Origin of the sequence: Catonella morbi ATCC 51271 (genome assembly GCF_000160035.2) — a bacterium.
GTDB classification, from domain to species: domain Bacteria; phylum Bacillota; class Clostridia; order Lachnospirales; family Lachnospiraceae; genus Catonella; species Catonella morbi.
This window is the reverse complement of sequence record NZ_KI535367.1, coordinates 435,088-457,429: the sequence shown is the minus strand read 5'-3', so window position 1 is coordinate 457,429 and position 22,342 is coordinate 435,088. Positions and strand designations below refer to the sequence as shown.

20 protein-coding genes are annotated in these 22,342 nt (G+C 36.5%); 13 read left to right on the top strand and 7 right to left on the bottom strand.

All coding sequences use genetic code 11. The annotated features are described in order from the left end of the window. Positions 1-31: 31 nt before the first annotated feature. The 3 genes from nox to udk form a co-directional block, all read right to left on the bottom strand. Complete coding sequence (gene nox, locus GCWU000282_RS05685) at positions 32-1,360, bottom strand: H2O-forming NADH oxidase (RefSeq protein ID WP_023354080.1); 1,329 nt, start codon at positions 1,358-1,360, stop codon at positions 32-34. A 366-nt stretch (positions 1,361-1,726) separates the two neighbouring features. After that, complete coding sequence (locus GCWU000282_RS05680; protein ID WP_023354079.1) at positions 1,727-3,058, bottom strand: aminotransferase class I/II-fold pyridoxal phosphate-dependent enzyme; 1,332 nt, start codon at positions 3,056-3,058, stop codon at positions 1,727-1,729. A gap of 390 nt (positions 3,059-3,448) precedes the next feature. After that, entirely contained in the window at positions 3,449-4,066 is a 618-nt protein-coding gene (gene udk / locus GCWU000282_RS05675; RefSeq protein WP_023354078.1) for a uridine kinase, read from the bottom strand. Between the two features lie 384 nt (positions 4,067-4,450). Here udk and GCWU000282_RS05670 point away from each other — a divergent pair, with 384 nt between their 5' ends. The 5 genes from GCWU000282_RS05670 (at position 4,451) to GCWU000282_RS05650 (ending at position 10,766) form a co-directional block, all read left to right on the top strand. Continuing rightward, complete coding sequence (locus GCWU000282_RS05670; RefSeq protein ID WP_023354077.1) at positions 4,451-5,236, top strand: class I SAM-dependent methyltransferase; 786 nt, start codon at positions 4,451-4,453, stop codon at positions 5,234-5,236. Between the two features lie 284 nt (positions 5,237-5,520). Beyond that, the gene (locus GCWU000282_RS05665; protein WP_023354075.1) at positions 5,521-6,738 is read left to right on the top strand and encodes an iron-containing alcohol dehydrogenase; all 1,218 of its coding nucleotides are present in this window, start codon (positions 5,521-5,523) and stop codon (positions 6,736-6,738) included. A gap of 342 nt (positions 6,739-7,080) precedes the next feature. Next, a complete protein-coding gene (locus GCWU000282_RS05660; RefSeq protein ID WP_051384136.1) occupies positions 7,081-8,988 on the top strand; it encodes a hypothetical protein in 1,908 nt (635 codons plus the stop codon). Further along, on the top strand, positions 8,988-10,220 hold the full coding sequence (locus GCWU000282_RS15835; RefSeq protein ID WP_023354073.1) for an HNH/ENDO VII family nuclease: 1,233 nt from the start codon (positions 8,988-8,990) through the stop codon (positions 10,218-10,220). Before GCWU000282_RS05660 ends, GCWU000282_RS15835 begins: the two co-directional genes overlap by 1 nt. Before the next feature lie 207 nt (positions 10,221-10,427). Next, positions 10,428-10,766: a hypothetical protein gene (locus tag GCWU000282_RS05650; RefSeq protein ID WP_035039628.1), complete on the top strand. Its 339-nt coding sequence runs from the start codon at positions 10,428-10,430 to the stop codon at positions 10,764-10,766. 110 nt (positions 10,767-10,876) lie between these two features. Here GCWU000282_RS05650 and GCWU000282_RS05645 read toward each other — a convergent pair whose 3' ends face one another. Both GCWU000282_RS05645 and GCWU000282_RS05640 read right to left on the bottom strand, forming a co-directional pair. Next, positions 10,877-11,368, bottom strand: a complete 492-nt coding sequence (locus GCWU000282_RS05645; RefSeq protein ID WP_023354071.1) for a hypothetical protein — start codon at positions 11,366-11,368, stop codon at positions 10,877-10,879. Between the two features lie 107 nt (positions 11,369-11,475). After that, entirely contained in the window at positions 11,476-12,789 is a 1,314-nt protein-coding gene (locus GCWU000282_RS05640; RefSeq protein ID WP_023354070.1) for an ATP-binding protein, read from the bottom strand. Between the two features lie 274 nt (positions 12,790-13,063). Here GCWU000282_RS05640 and GCWU000282_RS17005 point away from each other — a divergent pair, with 274 nt between their 5' ends. The 4 genes from GCWU000282_RS17005 to GCWU000282_RS15820 all read left to right on the top strand — a co-directional run bounded on the left by GCWU000282_RS17005 (position 13,064) and on the right by GCWU000282_RS15820 (position 14,876). Beyond that, the gene (locus tag GCWU000282_RS17005; RefSeq protein WP_242828928.1) at positions 13,064-13,363 is read left to right on the top strand and encodes a macro domain-containing protein; all 300 of its coding nucleotides are present in this window, start codon (positions 13,064-13,066) and stop codon (positions 13,361-13,363) included. 106 nt (positions 13,364-13,469) lie between these two features. Continuing rightward, positions 13,470-13,667 carry a hypothetical protein gene (locus GCWU000282_RS17000; RefSeq protein WP_023354068.1) on the top strand — a complete coding sequence of 66 codons (198 nt, stop codon included), beginning with the start codon at positions 13,470-13,472 and terminating at the stop codon, positions 13,665-13,667. Positions 13,668-13,780: 113 nt separating this feature from the next. Continuing rightward, positions 13,781-13,987 (top strand): hypothetical protein, encoded by a 207-nt coding sequence (locus tag GCWU000282_RS05630; protein WP_023354067.1) that lies wholly within the window; start codon positions 13,781-13,783, stop codon positions 13,985-13,987. After that, positions 13,977-14,876, top strand: a complete 900-nt coding sequence (locus GCWU000282_RS15820; protein WP_023354066.1) for a zeta toxin family protein — start codon at positions 13,977-13,979, stop codon at positions 14,874-14,876. The genes GCWU000282_RS05630 and GCWU000282_RS15820 overlap by 11 nt, the downstream gene beginning before the upstream one ends. A 126-nt stretch (positions 14,877-15,002) precedes the next feature. Here the strand turns inward: GCWU000282_RS15820 and GCWU000282_RS05620 are convergent, their stop codons facing one another. Both GCWU000282_RS05620 and GCWU000282_RS05615 read right to left on the bottom strand, forming a co-directional pair. Continuing rightward, positions 15,003-16,424 (bottom strand): MFS transporter, encoded by a 1,422-nt coding sequence (locus GCWU000282_RS05620; protein ID WP_023354065.1) that lies wholly within the window; start codon positions 16,422-16,424, stop codon positions 15,003-15,005. Positions 16,425-16,439: 15 nt separating this feature from the next. Next, complete coding sequence (locus tag GCWU000282_RS05615; protein WP_035039627.1) at positions 16,440-17,618, bottom strand: M20 family metallopeptidase; 1,179 nt, start codon at positions 17,616-17,618, stop codon at positions 16,440-16,442. 300 nt (positions 17,619-17,918) lie between these two features. Between GCWU000282_RS05615 and GCWU000282_RS05610 the strand changes: the two genes are divergently transcribed. The 4 genes from GCWU000282_RS05610 to GCWU000282_RS05595 all read left to right on the top strand — a co-directional run bounded on the left by GCWU000282_RS05610 (position 17,919) and on the right by GCWU000282_RS05595 (position 22,052). Further along, positions 17,919-19,223 (top strand): hypothetical protein, encoded by a 1,305-nt coding sequence (locus tag GCWU000282_RS05610; RefSeq protein ID WP_023354063.1) that lies wholly within the window; start codon positions 17,919-17,921, stop codon positions 19,221-19,223. A gap of 79 nt (positions 19,224-19,302) precedes the next feature. Next, complete coding sequence (locus GCWU000282_RS05605) at positions 19,303-20,382, top strand: macro domain-containing protein (RefSeq protein WP_023354062.1); 1,080 nt, start codon at positions 19,303-19,305, stop codon at positions 20,380-20,382. Positions 20,383-20,507: 125 nt separating this feature from the next. Then, on the top strand, positions 20,508-21,191 hold the full coding sequence (locus tag GCWU000282_RS05600) for a vWA domain-containing protein (protein ID WP_023354061.1): 684 nt from the start codon (positions 20,508-20,510) through the stop codon (positions 21,189-21,191). Positions 21,192-21,275: 84 nt separating this feature from the next. Beyond that, positions 21,276-22,052, top strand: a complete 777-nt coding sequence (locus tag GCWU000282_RS05595) for a hypothetical protein (RefSeq protein ID WP_023354060.1) — start codon at positions 21,276-21,278, stop codon at positions 22,050-22,052. Positions 22,053-22,342: the final 290 nt, after the last annotated feature.

Below are 22,342 nucleotides of genomic sequence, written 5' to 3'. Positions count from 1 at the left end.
TCACACTGCTTATTGCGATTGGGAGTTGATTTTATTTCGCATTAAGCGCAGCCATGGTAATGTAGTTATATGGCTTATTAAAATGCGGAAGGAAGAAGATATCAAGGAGTTTTAACTTATCAATAGTAACACCTTCTTCTATAGCAAGAGAGAACATATGTATAGCCATAGATACATCTTCTCTTGAAGAAAGCTGAGCACCGACTATTCTTCTGGTAGACTTTTCATATACTATACGTATCTTAACATCTTCATTTTCTTTCATAAAGCCGGGACGCTGGGTATCTTCAAAATCAGTATATTCCACTTCCATACCGAATCTTTCGGCAGCAGCCACTGAAAGACCTGTAGAAGCAAGCTTTCTGCCAAATACACAGATAGCATTGGAACCCTGTACGCCTGCACCTTCAAGTTTGGTGCCGCCTATGTTATGACCGGCAACTATACCTGTACGAACTGCATTTGAAGCAAGAGCTATATATGTTTTGTCTCTGAGTGCATTAGAATAGATAGTAGCACAGTCGCCTACAGCATATACATCAGGATCACTGGTCTGCTGATATTTATCTACTGAATATGCACCATTCTTCCAAAGTTCAAGATGGTCTTTTCCAAGCAGGTTATTCGGAACAAAACCGATAGCATTGATTACCAGGTCAGCAGGATATTCTCCGCTTTCGGTAACTATGGATGAAACTCTGCCGTTTCCCCTATATTCAAGTACTTTTTCACCAAAATGAGTCTCGATACCTGCATCAGAAATAGCTTTGTCCATATCATCAGTGAACCATTTATCATAATAGCTTGCAAGAGAGCTTGGAGCTATATCAAAAAGCCTTACCTTTTTGCCGCGGAGAAGACAGGCTTCAGCTATTTCTACACCTATATAGCCTGCGCCTATTACAGCTACTTCCTTTACATTAGGATTGCTGATTTCTTTGTCAACTTCCTGCCCTTCCTGGAAGAGCTTTAAGAACTTAAGTCCTTCTAAATCGTTACCTGCAAGTGCAGGTGATATTGGAAGAGAACCGGTAGCAAGCACGAGTTTATCGTAATTTTCCTCAAATTTTTCACCGTTTTTCTTTGTGCCGTAAACCACTTTTTTAGCGAAGTCAATACTCTCAACAGAGGTTTCAAGACTTATTTTAGCACCCTTTTTCTCAAAAGCTTCAGCATTGGTGTAAAAGAGTCCTTCGTAAGAGTCAATCTGTCTTCCTACCCAAAGAGCAGTACCACAGCCCAAATAACTAAGGTTGGTATTTCTATCAATCATTACAATCTCATTGCCCGGGTAATTGTCAAGCAAAGTATTAGCTGCCGCTATACCGGCATGATTTGTACCTATAATTAGAACTTTCATATCGGTTCCTCCAAAGTTTTAGTTTACCGCAGTCGGTAACAAGCTAATTATATTAAAAAAAATATTAAAAAGCAAATGAATTAATCACAAAAAAATTACAATTTAAAATAGCAAAAACACCTGCAAATATCATAATTGTAAGACTGTTTTCAAAATACGATAGCTTGCAGATGTTTAAGGACTAAATAAGATTCAATTATTCACGCCATAGGTCACAGACCTCTTATTCAGATAGTAGAGTAGGATAAACAGCTTTCGGTCTGTGACTATGGGGAATATTACCAAACATCTTCTAAAACACATAATTTCAAACCTACGGCTTGATTATGTGTTTCCGAAGATGTTTCGTGAATAATTGGGGATATTTTATTTTTTTGTTTTAGTTTCAGCAGCAGGTTCTGAGCCTTCCATATTTTCAAGCAAATGCTCTACGGTTACAAGCTTTGTGGAAAGTGCAAGTAACTCGGCGGCTGTTTTTAAGTCATTAATAGGAGGGAAAGAAGGAGCTATACGGATATTTGTATCCTGCGGATCTTTTCCGCCCGGGAATGTAGCACCTGCAGGAGTCATAACCACACCGGCCTTTGCACAACGGGAAACTACCTTCTTTGCACAGCCCGGAAGAGTATCATAGGAAATAAAGTATCCGCCCTTTGGAGAAGTCCAGGAAGCAATTCCTGTTCCTGCAAGCTCTTTTTCAAGTATCTCTTCAACCGCTTCAAATTTAGGCCTGAGTATGTCTGCGTGCTTTCTCATATGCTCCACAAGTCCATGAATATTTCCGAAGAATCTTACATGACGGAGCTGATTTACTTTATCATGTCCGATAGTCTGTACTGCAACCTGCTTCTGAATATCTTCAAGGTTGTTAAGACTGGTAGCAAGGGCGGCTATACCTGAGCCCGGGAAACTTACCTTGCTGGTAGAAGCAAATTTATATACTAAATCAGGGTTACCGGCACGCTTACATTCCGCAAGGATCTCTATAAGGTGATCCTGATCATGGTCATAGAGATGATGAACTGTATAAGCATTATCCCAGTATATTCTAAAATCCTTTGCAGCAGGTTTAAGCCTTGCAAATCTTCTGACTGTTTCGTCGGAATAAGAATTGCCGGTAGGGTTTGAATATTTAGGCACACACCAAACACCCTTGATACTTTCATCAGAGGCTACAAGCTTCTCTATCATATCCATATCAGGGCCGGTTTTAAGCATAGGCACAGATATACTTTCTATACCAAAGTATTCAGTGATGGCAAAGTGTCTGTCGTAGCCGGGAACTATGCATATCCATTTCACTTTATCGAGTTTGCACCAAGGAGTACTGCCCATAACACCATGTGTCATTGAGCGTGAAACTGTATCATACATTACATTGAGACTGGAATTTCCATATAAAAAAAGATGATCATAAGGAACTTCCATCATGTCCCCGATAAGTTCTTTTGCCTCAGGAATACCGTCAAGTACCCCGTAGTTACGGCAGTCTGTTCCGTCTTCACAGAGAAGATCTGAAGAACTGTTTAAGGAATCCATCATTCCCATAGAAAGATCGAGCTGGTCAACACAAGGCTTGCCGCGGCTCATATTTAACTCTAAACCCCTTGCCTGCATCTTTTTATAAGCGACTTTGAGTGTGTCTTTTAATGCAAGTAATTCCTCTTTGGTCATTTCGGTATACTTTTTCTTTGCCATTAAAACCTCCGTTACAAAAGATTATTCTAAAATGTATTCGTGTATGCAATGTATTTTAGCATTAAAAATGCGATTTAGCAAGAAATATATATAATTAATATTAAACCCCAATTATTCACACCATAGTTCACAGACCTCTTGTTCCGTATAGTACAGTTGGATATAGCTTTCGGTCTGTGACTATAGGTGATATTACCGGACATCTGCGAAATATCGTAATGGGGGGCTTTAGCTTGATTACGATATTATTTATTACGCATTTTTAAAAGAGAAACTCCCTAAGGAGGTTTGAACTTCCTTGGGGAGAGTTTTTATGATTCGGTTTGCCGGGAATGATTTATTCTTTACATTACAATCAAAAAGGAAACTTCGAATCATAGATATAATTTTCTATACAGTGAGCATATGCTTAATATGTTCGGTAAGGATGGTTATTCCGGTAGAGTTCTCCCCGCCTCTCGGGATGATGATATCCGCATATTTTTTAGAAGGCTCTACAAACTGTTCGTGCATAGGCTTAACAGTCTGCTGATACTGGTTAATAACAGAATCAATGGTTCTGGCTCTTTCACTTACATCACGCTTTATTCTTCTTAAAAGCCTCTCGTCCGCATCGGTATCTACAAAAACCTTTATATCCATAAGGTCTCTTAATTCCTTATTTGCCAGGATGAGTATACCTTCAGCTATAATCACATGTTTTGGAAACACATGGGTGGTAGCATCAGTTCTGTTATGGATTGAAAAATCGTAAACAGGTATATCGGCTTCTTTTCCATCCATCAGTTTCTGTAAATCTCTTACCATAAGGTCGGTATCAAATGAATCAGGGTGGTCGTAATTAAGCCTTGTTCTCTCATCGTAGCTAAGGTCGTTGTGAGCCTTATAATAAGAGTCATGGCTTATTACAAGTATGTTATCGCCAAATGAAGCTTTGATCTTATTTACTATGGTGGTTTTGCCGGAAGCACTGCCACCCGCTATCCCTACTATACATGGTTTGCTCATAAAATTCTCCTAACTATACCCAAAATTTGGGTTATATTATTCAGCGGATTAAAAAGTCTGCTGTTTGAAATGTACCCTAATATGAAGCTTATGTCAACTGATAAATTAAGATTTGAATTGAGTTTCCAAATTTTTATGAAATATTTGACAGAAAGGTTTAGGCAAAACATCATAATCAAGCCACAGGCTCCAATTACGATATTTTATAGATGTTTGGTAATATTATCCCATAGCCATAGTTCAAAAATAATTTATCCTGCTGTACTGTGTGGGATACGAGGTCTGTGACCTATGATGAGAAAAATTGTGATTTAGATATGGAAATTTTATAAAAATTATGATATAGTTAGTCCGACCTAACAAAGAATTACGGAGGATAATTTAATGGACTTACAATTTGGAGACGTACAGGAGACAGCACTGATTCCCCTTGCAATAAAGGCAAGTGAAACAGCAAGGGCAAATGCCAGAATAAAGGATGAGGTAGCTAAAAAAATCATAGATACCCTGGGAGTGGATGTAAGCAAGTTTGACGGTTTTATGTCTCATGAGGGGGTTATTGCCAGAACCATATTGTTCAGGGATAAATTAAAAGAACTTATAGAAAAATATCCTGATGCAACCTGTATAAATCTTGGCTGTGGCTTTGATAACAAGTTCTCTCAGGTTGATAACGGTAAGATAACCTGGTTTGATGTAGACCTTGCTGACCAGATTGCGGTAAGGAGAAAGGTATTTGAGGACAGCGAGCGTTGTAAAATGCTTGACGGGGATGCACTTGATGGATTTTGGACAGAGCATATACCGAAGGACAAACAGATAATTGTAATACTGGAAGGTGTAATGGAGTATTTTTCAAAAGAACAGGTAAAGACCTGCTTAAATATGCTTTGTACTTCGTTTAAGGAGGGGATTCTTCTGGTAGAACTTCATTCTAAGTGGCTTGAAGAACATTATGATAAACATGATACGATTAAGCATACAAATGCTAAGATAGGCTGGGGAACCGAATCAGGCAAGGATTATGAGGAGCTGGATTCAAGATATAAGCTTTTATCAGAAATAAGTTATAATGAAGAAATGAAAAAATACACCTTAAGAGGCAAACTATTTGCAATAGTGGGTAAAAATTTGAACAACAGGTTGGCGGTATTTAAGTGGAAGGCTTAACAGAAAGTTATTATAATATAGGACAGAAGTGCTGAAAGATTATAAATTCTCCTGTAAGAAAGCTTATATTGAATTCTTATACCTTCCGGCATTTATATGTTTAAGTAAAATGATAGTGAATATTATTTTCAAAATAATGCATAAATTTATGAATTATTTGTAAATTATTGCTAAAAACATTTGCTTTTTATCCAAAAAAGTATATAATAGAGATTGTTAAAAAATAGTCAAAGATTACAGGCTTAAAACTGCAATCTTCAAATAAACGTTAGGAGGATATTTAAATGGCAAGATTTACATTACCCAGAGACCTTTATCATGGAAAGGGTTCATTGGAAAACCTTAAGAATCTCAAAGGAAAGAAGGCTATAGTCTGTGTGGGCGGAAGTGCGATGAAGAAATTCGGCTTCCTTGACAGAGCAGTAAATTACCTTAAAGAAGCAGGTATGGAGGTTGAACTTTTTGAGGGAATCGAGCCGGATCCTTCAGTTGAGACAGTTATGCGCGGTGCGGAAGCTATGCTTAAGTTCGAGCCTGACTGGATAGTTGCTATGGGTGGTGGTTCACCTATCGATGCTGCAAAGGCTATGTGGATTAAGTATGAGCATCCTGAATGTACTTTTGAGGATATGTGCAAGATATTCGGCATACCTGAACTCAGAAAGAAAGCTCATTTCTGTGCTATCCCTTCAACTTCGGGTACAGCTACTGAAGTTACAGCATTTTCAATTATTACAGATTACTCAAAGGGTATCAAATATCCTTTAGCTGACTTTGAAATCACTCCTGATATAGCCATTGTAGATTCTGACCTTGCGGAGACAATGCCTGAAAAGCTTGTTGCACATACAGGTATGGATGCTCTTACACATGCTATTGAGGCTTATGTATCTACAGCAAACTGTGATTATACAGATCCGCTTGCACTTCATGCAATGACCATGATTAAGGCTGACCTTGTTGATTCTTATAAGGGTGACAAGGATGCAAGAGCAAAAATGCATAATGCACAGTGTCTTGCAGGTATGGCATTCTCCAATGCTCTCCTTGGTATAGTTCACTCTATGGCACATAAGACAGGTGCCGTATTTGAGGATCAGGGTGCGCATATCATTCATGGTGCCGCAAACGCAATGTACCTTCCAAAGGTAATAGCTTTCAATGCTAAGGATGCTACAGCTGCTAAGAGATATGCATATATTTCAGATTATATGGGAATTGGCGGTGCTTCTGAAGGTGAGAAGATTGCTAACCTTATTAAATACTTAAGAGGAATGAACGACAGTCTTAGAATTCCTCACGGAATCGGCACTTACGGTGCAGACAGCTTCCCTGCTGAGAAGAGCTTTGTACCTGAGAATATCTTCCTTGAGAGACTTCCTGAAATTGCTAAGAATGCTATTGCTGATGCCTGCACAGGTTCTAACCCAAGACAGCCTAAGCAGGAAGAGATGGAAAAACTTCTTAAGTGCTGCTACTATGACACAGAAGTTGATTTCTAATTATTGCCCCTTTGTAAATGAAAATATAGAGAAAAGAGTCTGGTGTGTAATTTCATCAGGCTCTTTTTTTAGTATCTATTTGTGATTGTAAAAACATAAAAACGAAATATTTTGAAATTCAATGTAAAATTACAAATATAGCAATTGATTATTTTGATAATTTGCAATAAAATAATAAAATGAGATATTGACAAAATAATAAAAATATATTCGCATAATTTACATATACTATTATAGAGAATATTTTTTGATACAAGTGTTGAAATCACAAAAAATAATATAGCTCACTTGTGAAAGTATTTCTTATTTTACAACATGCAAAAAAGAAAAGGGGATATTGTGATGAATAAAAAATCGACTTATGCTAAAGGATTAAAAGTGCTTATAGGACTATATGCTGTTATGACACTATTCTTGTTAGTGTTTACGAAGGCTGTGTTTGCAGAAAACGGAAAAACAGAAGTTAGTGGACGATTGTATGAGTTTGATAAGAACAGCTCTTATGAATTTCATAATAATAATATATTTCAGAAAACGGATAAAGGAAATACCTATGGCACTTTCTACGTATCGGGAGATATAGCCAATGTTAGTGAAAAATCCGGAGTTCCTACTTATGAAGTTGGTAGTGGTAATTTAGAGTTATTTTACAATTATAGTGATACTTTGCTTAATGCTAACGAAGATGAGTGGCACCTTGTGAATGACAAAAGTAAAAAAGTGGCTGATATGAAATTGGATTCTGCCATTATGAAGGGAACAATTATACTGCAAACTTCTAAAGACAGAAAGACTTGGGTAGATATTGAAACAATTTATAATGCGTTTGGTGATACTACTATACGAACAGATTCAATCTATTCAACAACAGATGTACAGTTAATAAATGGATGTTATTACAGAGTTGTGGTTGTATATGAACTTTCTGTCAGAACCGAAGAAAGTAACTTTTTATTTGTAAATACTGATAAGTACGATTATAAGAAATGTGCAGAACTATATGAGTTTTATGCATATACAGATTCCGGCGAATCAAAAGCTGATGTTTCTAATGAGACATATAGTCTTGGGAAAAGAGTTAGAGTAAAAAATTTTGATGGTTATTTTGGAGAGGAAATGATTTCCAAGAAAGATCCGCACTATGGCTGGGAGTTGGGTAATTTTTTTGTTAGCGGATATACTGATGAGATAACAGATAATAATGAAAATACTGTATTTCTTAAAAATGTCGGAGATAAAGTTACACTGTGGTTTAAGCTGAAACAGAATATTAATGGGTTAAACGGTAATGAAAAGATAACTGTTACCTCTGATAATGAGGGATACGATCAGTATTTTGAGACACCTAAAATGAAATTTGGTCGCGGTGCTTTAATTATTCGTTATACTGACCATAATAATGTTAAAACAGAACCGACTATTTATACTAACTATCTTGAAGCCAATGCAACTGTTGGAGCAGATACGAAGGTAAAATTATTTGAAGAGGGTGACTATGAGGTAGCCCTTAATTATGAAATAACCAGTGATGAATTTATTGATAAAATAGGTCATTACCGTATTTTTTTCAAATTTTCTGTTCGCAACAGTAATTGTATGGTTTATCCATTTGATGTTAAAACAGGCAATGAACTAACTAATAGTGCTATGACAGAAAACGGCTTCAAACTTGATTTGGCTAAATCAAGATATTTAAAAATTAACATTAAAAAAGAAGTGTTGAAAGATAGTGCTGATGGGCTTGTAGAAGATACACGCTTTAATGGCTCAGCAAAGGATGGAGCCGAATATACCGATGAAGGGATTTATAATATAACTGTCAGTAATCAGTATACAGGGGTGTTTACTACAAAAAAGATTTATGTAGGTACAAACAACATTATACGTGCTCATATGACTACGGGTTTACCGATTACAGAAATTAATAAACTTATTGCTGATGGAGCATCAATTGCAGATGATGGTACAATTAAAGTTGCTACGGTAAAGGCAGCTGAGGAAGAGGATGAAAAGATAGATACGCAAGAGATAGAACCGGAGAAATCTCAGGAATCTGAAGAAATGTCTGGGATTGATGATAATATAGAAGACAGTAAACCGGAACAAAAACTGATGCCATATTTAGCTATCATTGGAATTGTCATATTTGTAGTTGTTATTTGCATTGTTATAGTGCTAAAGGTCAAGAAGAAAAAGATAGAAGTGAGGAGTATGGAATTAAATAATAATGAAAGTGGGAGTGAAGAATAATGAGAAGGATAATTCTGATTTTACTCAGCTTTGTGCTGTTGTTAAACGGATGTGGAATGGTACATGAACAGACCGGTTCTGCTGACACCAATAGTTCTGGTAACTCTACAGTTAAAGTTGAAGAACTCAAATCAAAATTTGCATTAGAAGAAAATGAGCCTGTTTATAAGTCTTTAGATGATAAAGAACTCCTAAGACATATCGAGGATTTGGTCTACAGAGATACAGTTACAAAGCTTAACAGTGATGAATATGTTGTTGAAGGTGTATCTGCAGTTTATGTATCTAAGGAATATCTTGATGAAGTTGCGTTTAATTCACAGGGGAATATATATTTTGGCTATACATTAGCAGAATTGGATGGATTATTTCAGGGGAAAAAGTATATTTTTACTCTAAGTGATAATGGAACAACCACAGTAAAAGAACTTGAAGAAATTAAAGATGTTTCGACTGAAACGATGATAAAAAATGTGGCAATTGGAACAGGTGTTATTCTTGTATGTGTTACAGTTTCTGTTGTATCGGCAGGTACTGGAGTGACTGCCTTAAGTGTGGTATTTGCGGCATCTGCTAAATCTGCGACAGTCTTTGCACTTTCATCAGCTACATTTGGAGGGGTATCTGCAGGTGTTGTTAGAGGTATCCAGACAGGTGACTTTAATGAGGCTATTAAGGTTTCTTCTATGGAAGCTTCAGAAAGCTTTAAGTGGGGAGCAATCAGTGGGGCTATTATTGGTGGCGGAAAAGAAGTGTTTGTTCTGAAGAAAGGAACTAAAGGCGGATTGAGCCTGAACGAAGTTGCTCAGATTCAGAAGGAATCAAAATATCCTATGGAAATAATCGAAAGATTTAATAATATGGCTCAGTATAAAGAATCTAAGAAGATAGGATTGTTTCCTGAGATGATTAATGGTAGAACAGCATTGGTAAGAAAAATTGATTTAAACTATGTTGACAAAAATGGTATGACAAACTTACAACGCATTATGAATAAGAAATCACCATTGGATCCTACAGGAATACCTTATGAGTTACACCATATTGGTCAAAGTAATGATTCGCCACTTGCCATATTGACACATTTAGAACATATGGGGGAAGGAAATAATAAAATATGGCATGTTAAAACTTCAGGGTTTGATAATCCGTCAAGTCAAAAAGTCTGGGCTACTATTAAGGCTGATTTTTGGAAAGACTACGCCATGAAACTTATCAGTGGTGGTATTTGAGTATGAAATTATTATATAAGCAAAGTTTGCAAAGAAGAGGCACAAACTTAAATACAGAATATATTTGCTGTGACAATAGATAAGTAAAAATGGGTAAGCCGAAGGTTAATCGTTTTAGTTTGGAAAGCATAAAAGGTAAATAGATAGATAATACAAACATAACCTTGGAAGCTTATGATACTGATGCCTTATGGGAGGAAAGCAAAAATGCGTGATGAAATTACATTATCAAAAGATAAATACATACAGTTAGTTAATGCTCTGGAAAAAGTAATCTATGTTTTACATAGGAGTGAAAGCAGAGATAATCCGGATACAAGAGCCTATTCTTTAGCCCTTGGTTATGAAGAAATGAATATATGGGATGACTTAATGGGAGCAAGGAACATCCTTTATAATGCTATTTCTGAAAAAGAATTTGATGAACTGGATGACAGCGGTATATTGGAATTTGATAGAATTCACCTGACTGATGAAACGGATATTGAAATTTTAAGAAAAATGCTTAGGCAATATATAGCAGAATGGAGAAAAGTAAAACCATAGGAGACTTGTAAACTGCTTGTTACCTAAAATAAATGCTCCGAATAATAATGCTTAACACGCAGAGTAAGCGTTATCATTCGGAGCTGTAATTCAACAATTATTGCCGGTATTTATCTCTCTTTGTGCTCGTCACAGCAGCAGCAACCATCAAGTGAAGAGGAATCTTCATCATCGTCATCAACACTGTCTTCTTTTTTGTCAGCATTGCATTCTTCTTTGCAGGAGTCATCCGACTTCAAATCGTTATAGAATTCTACTTCAACATCGTCATCATTTTCAACACCGTCTACCTCACCAACTGCTTTTTCGATTTCTGCTTCAAACTCGTCAAGCTTTTTGCGAAGTGCTTCACGTTCTTCTTTTGTCATGTCAATAACGGCATCCATAACCTTTTTAGCCTTACTTTTGGATACATTTTCTTTGAAGTCTTTGACAGCTTTTTTACCTTCATTAATTACCTTGCTGCCTGTAGCAACCTTCTCGCCTTTTTCAGCCAGTTTTTCGACAACTCCTCCTGCAGCCTCGGCAGCTACTGCAATAGCTCCTATGCCGGTATATGCTATTTTCTTTGCAATGTCTTTAAATTCATTTTTATTACTCATGTCAAACCTCCTAATTTATCTGGTTTCTATCGACCATACGATATTATATGGATTATAACATTAGTTGAGGAAAAAGGCAAATAAAAATAAAAAAATTACGAAAAAATTCACATTATTTTCTGTGAAAGTTTTAGTTTTCGTCCCCAGGTATTACAAAGATAAAGGGGGATATTTTCTATTCTATCCTGAATTTTATAAGGCAGCATAGAAAATCTGATTCCTTTTAAATTTATATTTTTGTCAAGAACAGTTTTTAAACTCTTGGAGTGAACATTAAGTTCTGCTTTAACCTCAAGCAAGTATACATCTTCTTTTTGTAGCACAAAATCAATCTCAAGTGTAGAATTTTCATTTGTATAATAAAATAATTTATGATTTTCAAAATATAACTGTTGTGCGACAAACTGTTCGGTAAATGCACCTTTATATTCGCTGAAAATATTACTGCCTACCAATATTTCCTTGGCGGGTACATCAGGCATAGCGCCAAGCAGTCCGAGATCAAGTGCGAATAACTTAAATGCACTGTAATCTTCGTAAAACTTTAAAGGCAAGGTTGGCTGATTAACTTTATTTATCTTCATAATTAAGCCTGAATCTATAAGCCATTGTATAGCCGTTTCGTACTCCTTGGCTCTGGCCCCTTTCTTTAATGCGCCATATATGAATTTTTTATTTTCTTTTGCAAGTTGCGAGGGAAGACTTTCCCAGACGGCATGAATTCTGTTTACTTCTTCTTTTGGAGCATGCTTTGAAATATCGCGCATATATCCTTTAAGAATAGTATTCTGCAGGTTTCTGACCTTGGCTAAATCACCGGTTTCAACATAACACTTTACAACCTCAGGCATTCCACCGGTATAATAGTATTGTCTAAGCAATTCCACAAATTTTTCGTGAAGAGGGATTGTTTCTTCCCAACTATGTTCGTTTATTTGACTGACCATAATATTTTTATCTAATGCCATCAAAAATTCCTGAAAACTCATTGGGTGAATGTATAATTCATCTACTTTACCAACAGGAAAGCCCGTACCCTCATGTATCTGCAGTCCCAAAAGGCTGCCTGCTACGGCAACATGGTATTTTCTTTCGCTTTCTGCAAAATATTTTAATGCAGTCAGACCTTTTGGAAGTTCCTGAATTTCATCAATTACAATAAGAGTATCATTTTCACTGATACTAATCTCTGTAATTGCAGACAGTGCCCTTATAATTCTGTCAATATCAAAATCTATAAAAAGGTCTTCAAGTAGTGGATTGTTGTCACAATTGACATAGGCAACATTTTTATATTCATTAGAACCAAACTCTTTGAGTATCCAAGTCTTCCCGACCTGTCTCGCTCCTTCCAAGACTAATGGCTTTCTGTCAGGACTCTCTTTCCATCTTAATAAATCCTTGTAAATACTGCGTTTCATAAGTACCTCCTATAATGATTTTACACTTTTCTAGGGGAGTTTTCAAGTAATTATTACACTTTTCTAGGGGAGATTTCAAGTGATTATTACACTTTTCTAGGGGAGTATTTGAGGATTTACTACACTTTTCTAGGGGAATATTTCCTGCTTCGTAACATTTTTCTAGACGAGTAGACTGAGAAAAGGGCGAATAAAAATAAGAAAAATCATAGATTTGGATAGACAGTTACTATAGGAAACTGTATTAGAAGATAGGTTAATATGGTAGTTCTGAGTGAATATTTGTAGTATAATGAGAATAATCAGTATAGCATTTCCCCTTCTTGCGACCGGTACATACGGTTTTCATAAGGATATCGGAGTAGATGTTGCAGTCAGCGCATTTACGGAATTTTTAGAAGAATACGAGATGGAAATAACCCTTGTTGTATTTGGAAATGATGCTGTAAATGTAAGTGGAAAGCTTGCCTACGAGGTTAGAAGCTTTGTAGATGACAAGTATGTTAAAGAAGCCTTGGAAGCTGACCTAAAAAATATCTATAAGGAGTCCTTTGAGAAGCGTTTGAACAATTAATCAATAAAAAAGGACTGAGGAATCCTGAAGTGTACGCGGCGGCCAATATATCCAAACAGTATTTTTCAAAGCTCCTTAAAGGGCAGGTAAAGCCGTCAAAGGAAAAATGCTTGCACTTGCCGTAGGGCTTCGCTTAAATATGGATGAGGTGGCGGATTTCTTACGGATAGCGGGCTATGCATTGTCGCCGATATCTCAGACGGATACAGTTGTTGAATATTTCATCAGGAAGCAGGAATATAATGTCTTAAAAATAAATATCGTACTGTTTGACTATGGTCCGGAACCACTTTCAAATGGCTGATTTGACGCTTGCATCATGTAAATTTAAAAGGTCGCATTAGGGTTGACCTTTTTTTACGCCCTTCGAGGTATGATGATATCACCAAATAAAAAAAGAAAAGGGAGGAAAAAACTATGGAATATACAACTGATGAAGCTGCTAAAAATATGCATGAAGCATATTTAAGATGCAAGTCTGTTTTTGATCCAAACTATTTAATGGTAAATAATAGTGTAGATTTTAAAAATGAGGAAGAAGAATTTTTCTACAAAATCGTGGGTGACTTTTTCTTACAAAGAAAACAAATGGAGATTATAGGACAGGAAAAACATGGAAAATAATAATAAAATTTATACTTTGTTTGCGGGAGTAAACGGTGCTGGGAAAACAACCATTTACCGCACAATGGGATTTGATGAAAATGAAAATAGAGTGAATGCAGATGAAATTCTTGTTGCAAATGGTGGTGATTGGAGTAATCGGGAAGACCAGATAAAGGCAGGTAGGGAAGCATTAAGACGACTGGACTCCTTTATTAAACAGGGTGTTTCATTTAATCAGGAATCAATCTTAACCGGACAGACTATTCTGAGAACCATTGAGAAGGTAAAAGAAAACGGATTTTTAGTTAATCTATATTATATTGGATTAAATAGTCCGGAACTGGCAATAGAACGAGTTAAGCGTAGAGTTGCAAATGGTGGACATGGGATACCTGAAGATGTCATAAGAAAGCGATATGCGACATCTTTAGACATGTTAACGAGAGTAGCGCAATTGTGCGATTTTGTTGTAGTTTATGATAATTCTAAAGCATATAATAAAATTGCTAGATATGAAAATGGTAGCTGGACATTGTATAATGAAGAATGCAGGTGGTTTAAACTCTTAAATAATAGGGTTATAAACGCTAATGAAGGAGTTTGTATGTACAGGACAATAATTGAATTAAAAAAGGATGTTCCTACGGATTTGTTAAGTCAGCTTAAAGAGAATATCGAAGCTGCTTTTTCTAACAGGGTAGGTACTGTGAAAAATACTGGTACAGATCCACATCACTTTGTATTTGCCGGTGGAGAAGATGAGTTTGGATGCTTAGAGTTTGGAATGTTATGTGTAGAAGATCAGCATGATGTAATTCCTTATATTGAATCTTGGAGTTGGGTTGATGAAGAGTGTCCAGATGAAAGCTGTAATATGCTTGAAGAAATTTTGATTTCGGTGAGGTAAATTAGAGCATAGTTAGAAAATAACTTACTCTTGATTTAGATTTATGTTGTAAATGAACTTTGCAAAAGAATTTATAACAGTAATCCCCAGACTGTCGGTTGCCGGCCTGGGGATTTAGCGTATAAATTATTCCTTAACTTCAATCAGTTTTCTTACCACAAAAATTGCAAGAATAAATCCTATAAAGCTTACTATTGCAGATATCAAGAAGATTGAGTTTATGCCGGATATAATGTTGCCTACATCATTTGGGTTTGCCTTAGTATTTATATCGTAAGCAACACCGAAGACAGCAGCGGCAATCAGACCTGACAATGTATTAACAAAGTTTACAAGAGATGTTCCGACACCAAGGTCTTTTCTTTCAAGTGCGGATTGGGCAGCAGGTGTAATGGAAACGGAACGGAAACTTTCTGCTATACCTGTTATAGAAATAGCCACAAAATATAATAATACATTTGTATTCTGACCGGTGAAACTCATAGCCAAAAGTGGTAATGCAACAAGTAAAGTAGCTATTCCGATTGCTTTCCAAATGTTTTTTGTGCTTTTTCCTACCCAAGCTCCTGCAAATATAGGCAATAACAGTGTTATGATGGTTCTTGGTAACTGTAATGAACCTGCTGTTGCAGAGGACTTTCCGAGGACATCCCTTACAGCCAACGGAGCATATGCATATACTCCGTTCATGTAAAAATAGCAGATAAAACCGACTAAAAGCAGTACAATATACTTACTGTTTTTGAATAAATATAGAGGAATTATAGGCTCTGTAGCACTTTTTTCAATCTGAATAAAAATAATTAATGCAACTATGCCAACTATGAATCCGACGATGATTTTAATATCAAACCAACCGATTTTAGGACCGTAATTAAGTCCAAGAAGGATTCCTGAAAGGGCTATTGCAAGGAAAATAATGCCTTTGACATCAATATCGACCTTGCCTTCTCTTCTGTGATTTGGGAGATTTGCTCCTATCAATATTAAACCAAGAATGAGAAGCACTGCAGGAAACATTATGGCTAAACTTAAATGCCCCATGTCGGCTAAATAACCGGCTATTATACTTCCCATAAATCCGCCCAAAGCAATTGAACTGGATAAAAGTCCCATTATTTTTGGAACATCTTTTGGTTCATTTATTTCTCTTGCCAATATATACGGGGTTGAAAGAAATGTTCCCTGCGCTGCACCCAGCAATAACCTAAGTATCATAAAAGGAAGTATTGTATGGACTACACCAAGCCCAATTACGCAAATAGCAGATATGGAGCCGGCAATAAGTATAATATTTTTCCTGCCGATAAGATCGCTTAGTTTTCCGCCTATAGGCGTCATAATTGACAATCCCAGCGAAGAAAAAATTGAAAGCAATGAAAAATATTTCATAGCATCCATTTTTTGGAGAATCGGAGCCTGGATAGTCGCCAAACTAAGCCAAACCATTGAAGTTGCAATCATGAGACAGACACAGCCTGCCTGTACCTTAAATTTTTGAGATTTTGACAATGCAATGACACTGCTTGAAGAATTATTATCTGACATATTTTAACCTCCGATTTATTGTTCTGTGTGGTTTTCTAACCATTTCGTAGCACAATGGGCAAAGTATGCAGCTCCTCTTGGGCAAACTTCCTCATTGAACCTGACTTTTGGATTATGAACAGCATATTTTCCTCTGTCATCTAAGAAGCCTGCCGAAACATATATAAATGTGCTTGGTACCCTTTCTGCAACAGAAGCAAAGTCTTCGGATGCACTTGAAGTTACCCCCGGATATTCTGCCAAATTCTCTATTCCTATTCCCCTGATATAAGAAACTATTTCCTCGGTAAGAGCTTTATCACAAACTAATGGAGCAACCCCGGCCACCATTTTTACCTCAGCACTTCCGTCAAATACCTTAGCCATACCTTCGGAGACTTCCTTAAGTCTTCTTACCAGCTTCTCCCGTGCATCGGCATTGTTTGTGCGGATTGTTCCTTCAAGGAGTGCGGTCTCCGGGATAATATTTGGTGCGGTACCGGCCTGTATCTTACCTATTGTTAATATACAGGAATGGGTAGGATCGGTTTCTTTTGCAATTAATTCCTGTAAAGCATTAAAAATATTTACTGCAATATTTATTGGGTCAATTCCGAGATGTGGGTATGCACCATGTGCGCCTTTGCCGTGCACAAGAATTTTAAAGACATCAACCGAAGCCATCATAGTAGAGTCTTTGTTATACATAATCATATCTACAGGAAACTGTCCGGCAGCAACGTGGAATCCCATAGCCACATCTACTTTCGGATTTTCAAGAATACCGTTTTCGAGCATGTTCTTTCCGCCTTCAAATATTTCTTCGCCCGGCTGGAACATAAGCTTTACAGTCCCCTTTAGATTAGCCTCATTTTCTTTTAACAACTTGGAGGCGGTTAGAAGCATGGCTGTATGTAAATCATGGCCGCAGGTATGGGCACAGGAAGTTTTGCTTGAGAATTCTTCGCCGCTCTCTTCATCCATAGGAAGAGCATCCATATCTGCACGAAGGAGTATGACTTTTCCTTTGTTTCCGATTGTAGCAACCAAGCCTTCACCACAGTCACTTGCTTCTATACCATAACTTGATAATTTTTTTCTGACAAATTCTTTGGTGTTAGGCAAACATAATCCGGCCTCGGCATTTTGGTGAATGTGTCTTCTGTTCGCAAGAGTTTCTTCGTTTAATTCAAGAGCACGTTTTAAATAATCCATACAAGCCTCCTTTGATTTAAGAATAATAACAGTAATAAAAATATTATTTATGGAACATATAAAGAACTCTATATACAAAATAGCATCTTTCTCGAAAAAGTCAACAATAAAATTCAAGTTTTTTATATTTTTTTGCAAAGAGTCAATCAATGTGTTATTAATTCTGATGAGATTTATTGATTAAAAGAGGATTTTATGTGTATAATAATACCGGTGTAGAGAGTACTAAAATTTGATTTGGGGTTGTGTGAAGCAATATTGTACAATCCTATGTCATAGAGCACAGCCGAGGTGAAAATAATGAAATTAAAAATTATGATTATTACCAGTAATTATTTATATTCATATGTTAAAGAACTGATTGATAAAATAGGTGCAGAACACGAAATAGATGTAAAAATTTATGACAATTTTTCTAATATATCAGATATATATAATACCTATGCATCTGAAGTGGATGGCTTTATTGTAAGTGGGAAGATTGCCAAGGAAGCAATCTTGAACAACAAAATGGTTGTAAGAAAGCCGATAGTTTCGTTTGACATAACAGTTGCTGAAATATACAGGTCAATTATTAACCTGATGCTTAAGGACAGAAATATTGACTTGAATAGAGTAATATTTGACTTTTTAATACCTATATGTGATGAGATATCAGCTTCTTCGGTTTTAGAGAATGTTGAAAAGGACTTTTTTTTGTCTAATATTGAAAAATGGAATAAAGAGTTGAGGTTAGACCATATAACAGTAATTGAAGAACAGCTGAGAAAAGAAATAGTACATTTATGGAAGCATAATGCTATTGATTATGTCGTTTGTCAATACAGCAGCATTATTAAATCACTTGAAGAGCAGGGAATACCTTTTTATTATCCTCTTCCAACAAGGGAACAAATGCGTCTGTCGATAAAAAAACTTATTACAATGATTAACATAGACAGAATGCGGGGTAATTTTCCGGTAATATTAAGAATTGATATATTAAATAAAAATGCTAAATCAGCAGATAAAATAAATGAATCTGCAAAGAGTTTTTTTGCTGAAAACCTAATAGTATATAATAGCCGGATTGAAGATGATAATATAAAAATCCAACTTACAGTATCACAATTTATGTTTATTACGGATAATTGTAAAACTTCAAAAATTACTAAATACCTGTCAGATAAACAAAACGGCAAATTTGTGGTTTCTTACGGTATTGGCGATAATTTTAACAAAGCTCTTGAGAATTCATATATAGCAGCAAAAGAGTCAATTTTAAGAAATTCAAGCTATGTGGTTGATGAAAATGAAACCCTGATTGGTCCTTTAGACTCTGAAAACTATTTAAGAGTTGAGAATAATCTTGATGATAATACTATTGAAATTGCCAGGACTTGTAATTTATCTACAACAACGGTACAAAAAATTATGGCAATCACCAAACTTAATCAGTCCAAAAGAATAACTACGGCTGAACTGTCAAAGCAATTAACCGGCACAGTCAGGAATGCTAACAGGATTCTTCAAAAGCTTGTAACAGGTGGGTATGCAAAGGTTATATTGGAAAAAACAACTAACACTAAGGGAAGACCGACAAAAATATATGAACTGGATATTTAATTAGAAGTACTGCGTTTGCTTTCAAAGTTGTCGGTTTTGCAAATAAGTGAAAGCTACAAAATATTGAGGAGAACACCCCATGCCTTTTAGAATAATTAGAAATGATATAACAAAAGTAAAAGCAGATGCCATAGTAAATACTGCCAATCCTGAGGTAGCCATCGGTGGTGGAGTAGAAACCGCCATATACAGTGCTGCGGGAAAGAAAAAACTGCTTGACGAACGTAAAAAAATAGGAATTCTGCAGCCCGGAGAAGTGGGGGTCACAGAAGCTTTTGATTTAGCGGCAAAATACATTATTCATGTAAGCAGCCCCCGGTGGAAGGGTGGAAATAAGGGAGAAATTAAATGTTTGCGGGACTGCTATGAAAAGGTACTTAAAACCGCAAAAGACTATGGCTGCGAGAGCATTGCCTTCCCTCTGCTTGCGACAGGTACATACGGATTTCCGAAGGAAGTGGGAGTACAGGTCGCGGTAGACGCATTCACAGCATTTTTGGAAGAGAACGAGATGGAAATAACCCTCGTAGTTTTTGAAAGCGAGGCTGTAAGCATTTCCGGCAAGCTGGTGGAAGAGGTACGAAGTTTTATAGATGACCGGTTGGTGGAAGAGGCTTTAATAGAGGAATACACAGAGGACAGGCCATACCGGAGGGAGCGAAGATTTGGAGCGGAGACGGCCTCCTTAGTACCGGTTAACGAAGGTGTGAAAGATGTTAAGGAGTTATATACATCGAAAATTCCTTATATGGCAGAGGAAAAGCCGTTAGCAAGCTGTGCCCCACAGGTTTCATTGGAAGATGTGCTAAAAAATATTTATACGGATTCTTTTGAAAAGCATTTGCAAAAACTAATCAATAAAAAAGGACTTAAGAATTCTGAAGTTTATGCGGCAGCCAATATATCCAAACAGTATTTTTCAAAGCTTTTAAAAGGACAGGTAAAACCGTCAAAGGAAAAGATGCTTGCTTTGGCTGTGGGGCTTCACTTAAATATGGATGAAACAGTAGATTTCCTTCGTATAGCGGGATATGCTCTGTCGCCTATATCCCAAACGGATACAGTTGTAGAATATTTCATCCGAAAGCAGGAATATAATGTATTAAAAATTGATATCGTACTGTTTGACTATGGCTTAGAGCCGTTGTCAAATGTTTAGATAAACCACAATTTGATATAAAAATTTTAAGGTCGCCTTAGGGTTGACCTTTTTCCTTTGTTTTAATTGTATGATGATGTCACAGAAACAAAAACAAAACAAACAGGAAAAACGGAGGTAAGATTATGAGTAAAGGATATACTGAAATAGTTTATATTTTGGACAGAAGCGGTTCTATGGGTGGACTTGAGGCTGATACCATAGGCGGATTTAATTCGATGATGGAAAAACAGAAAAGTACAGGAGAAAAGGCTCTGGTTTCGACCGTGCTGTTTGACAATGAGTGTGAGGTATTACACGACAGAGTAGAGATTGAAAAAGTCCGCAAGATGACAGAAGAGGAGTATTTTGTTCGTGGCTGCACAGCCCTTCTTGATGCGGTTGGCGGAGCAATACATCATATCGGAAATATACATAAGTATGCAAGAGCGGAAGACAGACCTGAGAAGACTATTTTTATTATTACTACCGATGGAATGGAAAATGCAAGCGGCAGATATTCTTATGACAAGGTTCAGAAGATGGTAAAACATCAGCAGGAAAAATATGGATGGGAATTCATCTTCATCGGGGCAAATATTGATGCTTTTGAAGAAGCACAGAGATTTGGTATAAGAAAAGACAGGGCTGTAAACTATGTTTGTGACGAGGTTGGTACTGCAAATGTATATGCAGGTGTATCGAAGGCAGTTTGTGCAGTAATGTCTGCAAGCAGGGTGTCAGATGTGGAGAGCTGCCTGTCTGAAAGTGGATGGGAAAGAGAAATTGAAGAAGATTATAAGAGAAGAGGCAGAGTAAGAAAAAATTGATTTAATTTCATTTTTTTTGATGGTGTCAGACTGATATTTGTAGTATAATGGATTTATCTTGAAAACACCCGGAGGATAAAATCTATGAAGACTATATTTGATAATCAGAAAATGGTGCGTGAAAGTAAAACACATAAAATTTCTGTTGACTGTGAGGGAGTTTCTTATACAAGCCTTAGCGGGAAAAATTCCGTAGAACTGAAATTTTATGAGATTGGTTCTATATTTCCAATGACATACTGTAATTCTAATCAGCACTATACCTTGTATTTGCGAAATCTGCAAGGAAAAAATATATGTGAGATAGATACGGATACAGAAGCGGATAACCGTGGGCATAATATTATTGAAACTAAAATGATTCTGGTGGCTTTTGCAGCAAGTAAATTATCAAAAGCATTTCCTGATAATTTACACAATTTAGATATCACTTTGGCATTTAGTTTGAAGGAAAAGGAAATAAGAATTTCTAACGGAGTTATTAGTGGGGCAAAACACAAGGTTGATATTGATATGATTCGCAGGGTGAAATGCATGACAAATGGAGCAATCAGTAATTTGACAATCTACACAAAGGAAAAGGGTGGTTTCTTTGATACACCTGATATGGTAATACCGGCAAATGAAATCACCCTGCCTTTGCTTGAGGCTGTTATGACAAGGAACACGGGCAAGGGAATAGATTTTAGTAAAGGAGACGGTTTCGGGCAAAAAACCTCTGAATTTATGATAATCCGCTATATGGATCCAAACTTTTTTGTGAGTGAAGACGGAACAATAAAAGAAGACTGGCAGGAAAAAGCCTATGAAAGGGTGAAATCTTATGGATACTCTATAGGTGAACTTATAGGAAGCAGATAAAGCAGAAAGTTTGAATTTTATCTTATTGTAAAAAACTCTGATGAGAAGTATAATTGTAGATAAGATAAGGCTAGGGTTATTATAGTGATAGTGTCAACTGACATATGAAAAAACGTTAGTAAGAAAAAAAGCACTTTTGCACCTTGAAAACTGTAGATATTTTAGGTTGTGTTAACAGCACGCCACCCTTGACAGCACAACAAGAACTGCTGGAAGGTCGTTACCGACGGCGAAGATGATGAGAACAGTTAGTACTTCTCCGTCGCTTACAGCAGTGTAGCAGTTCTTTT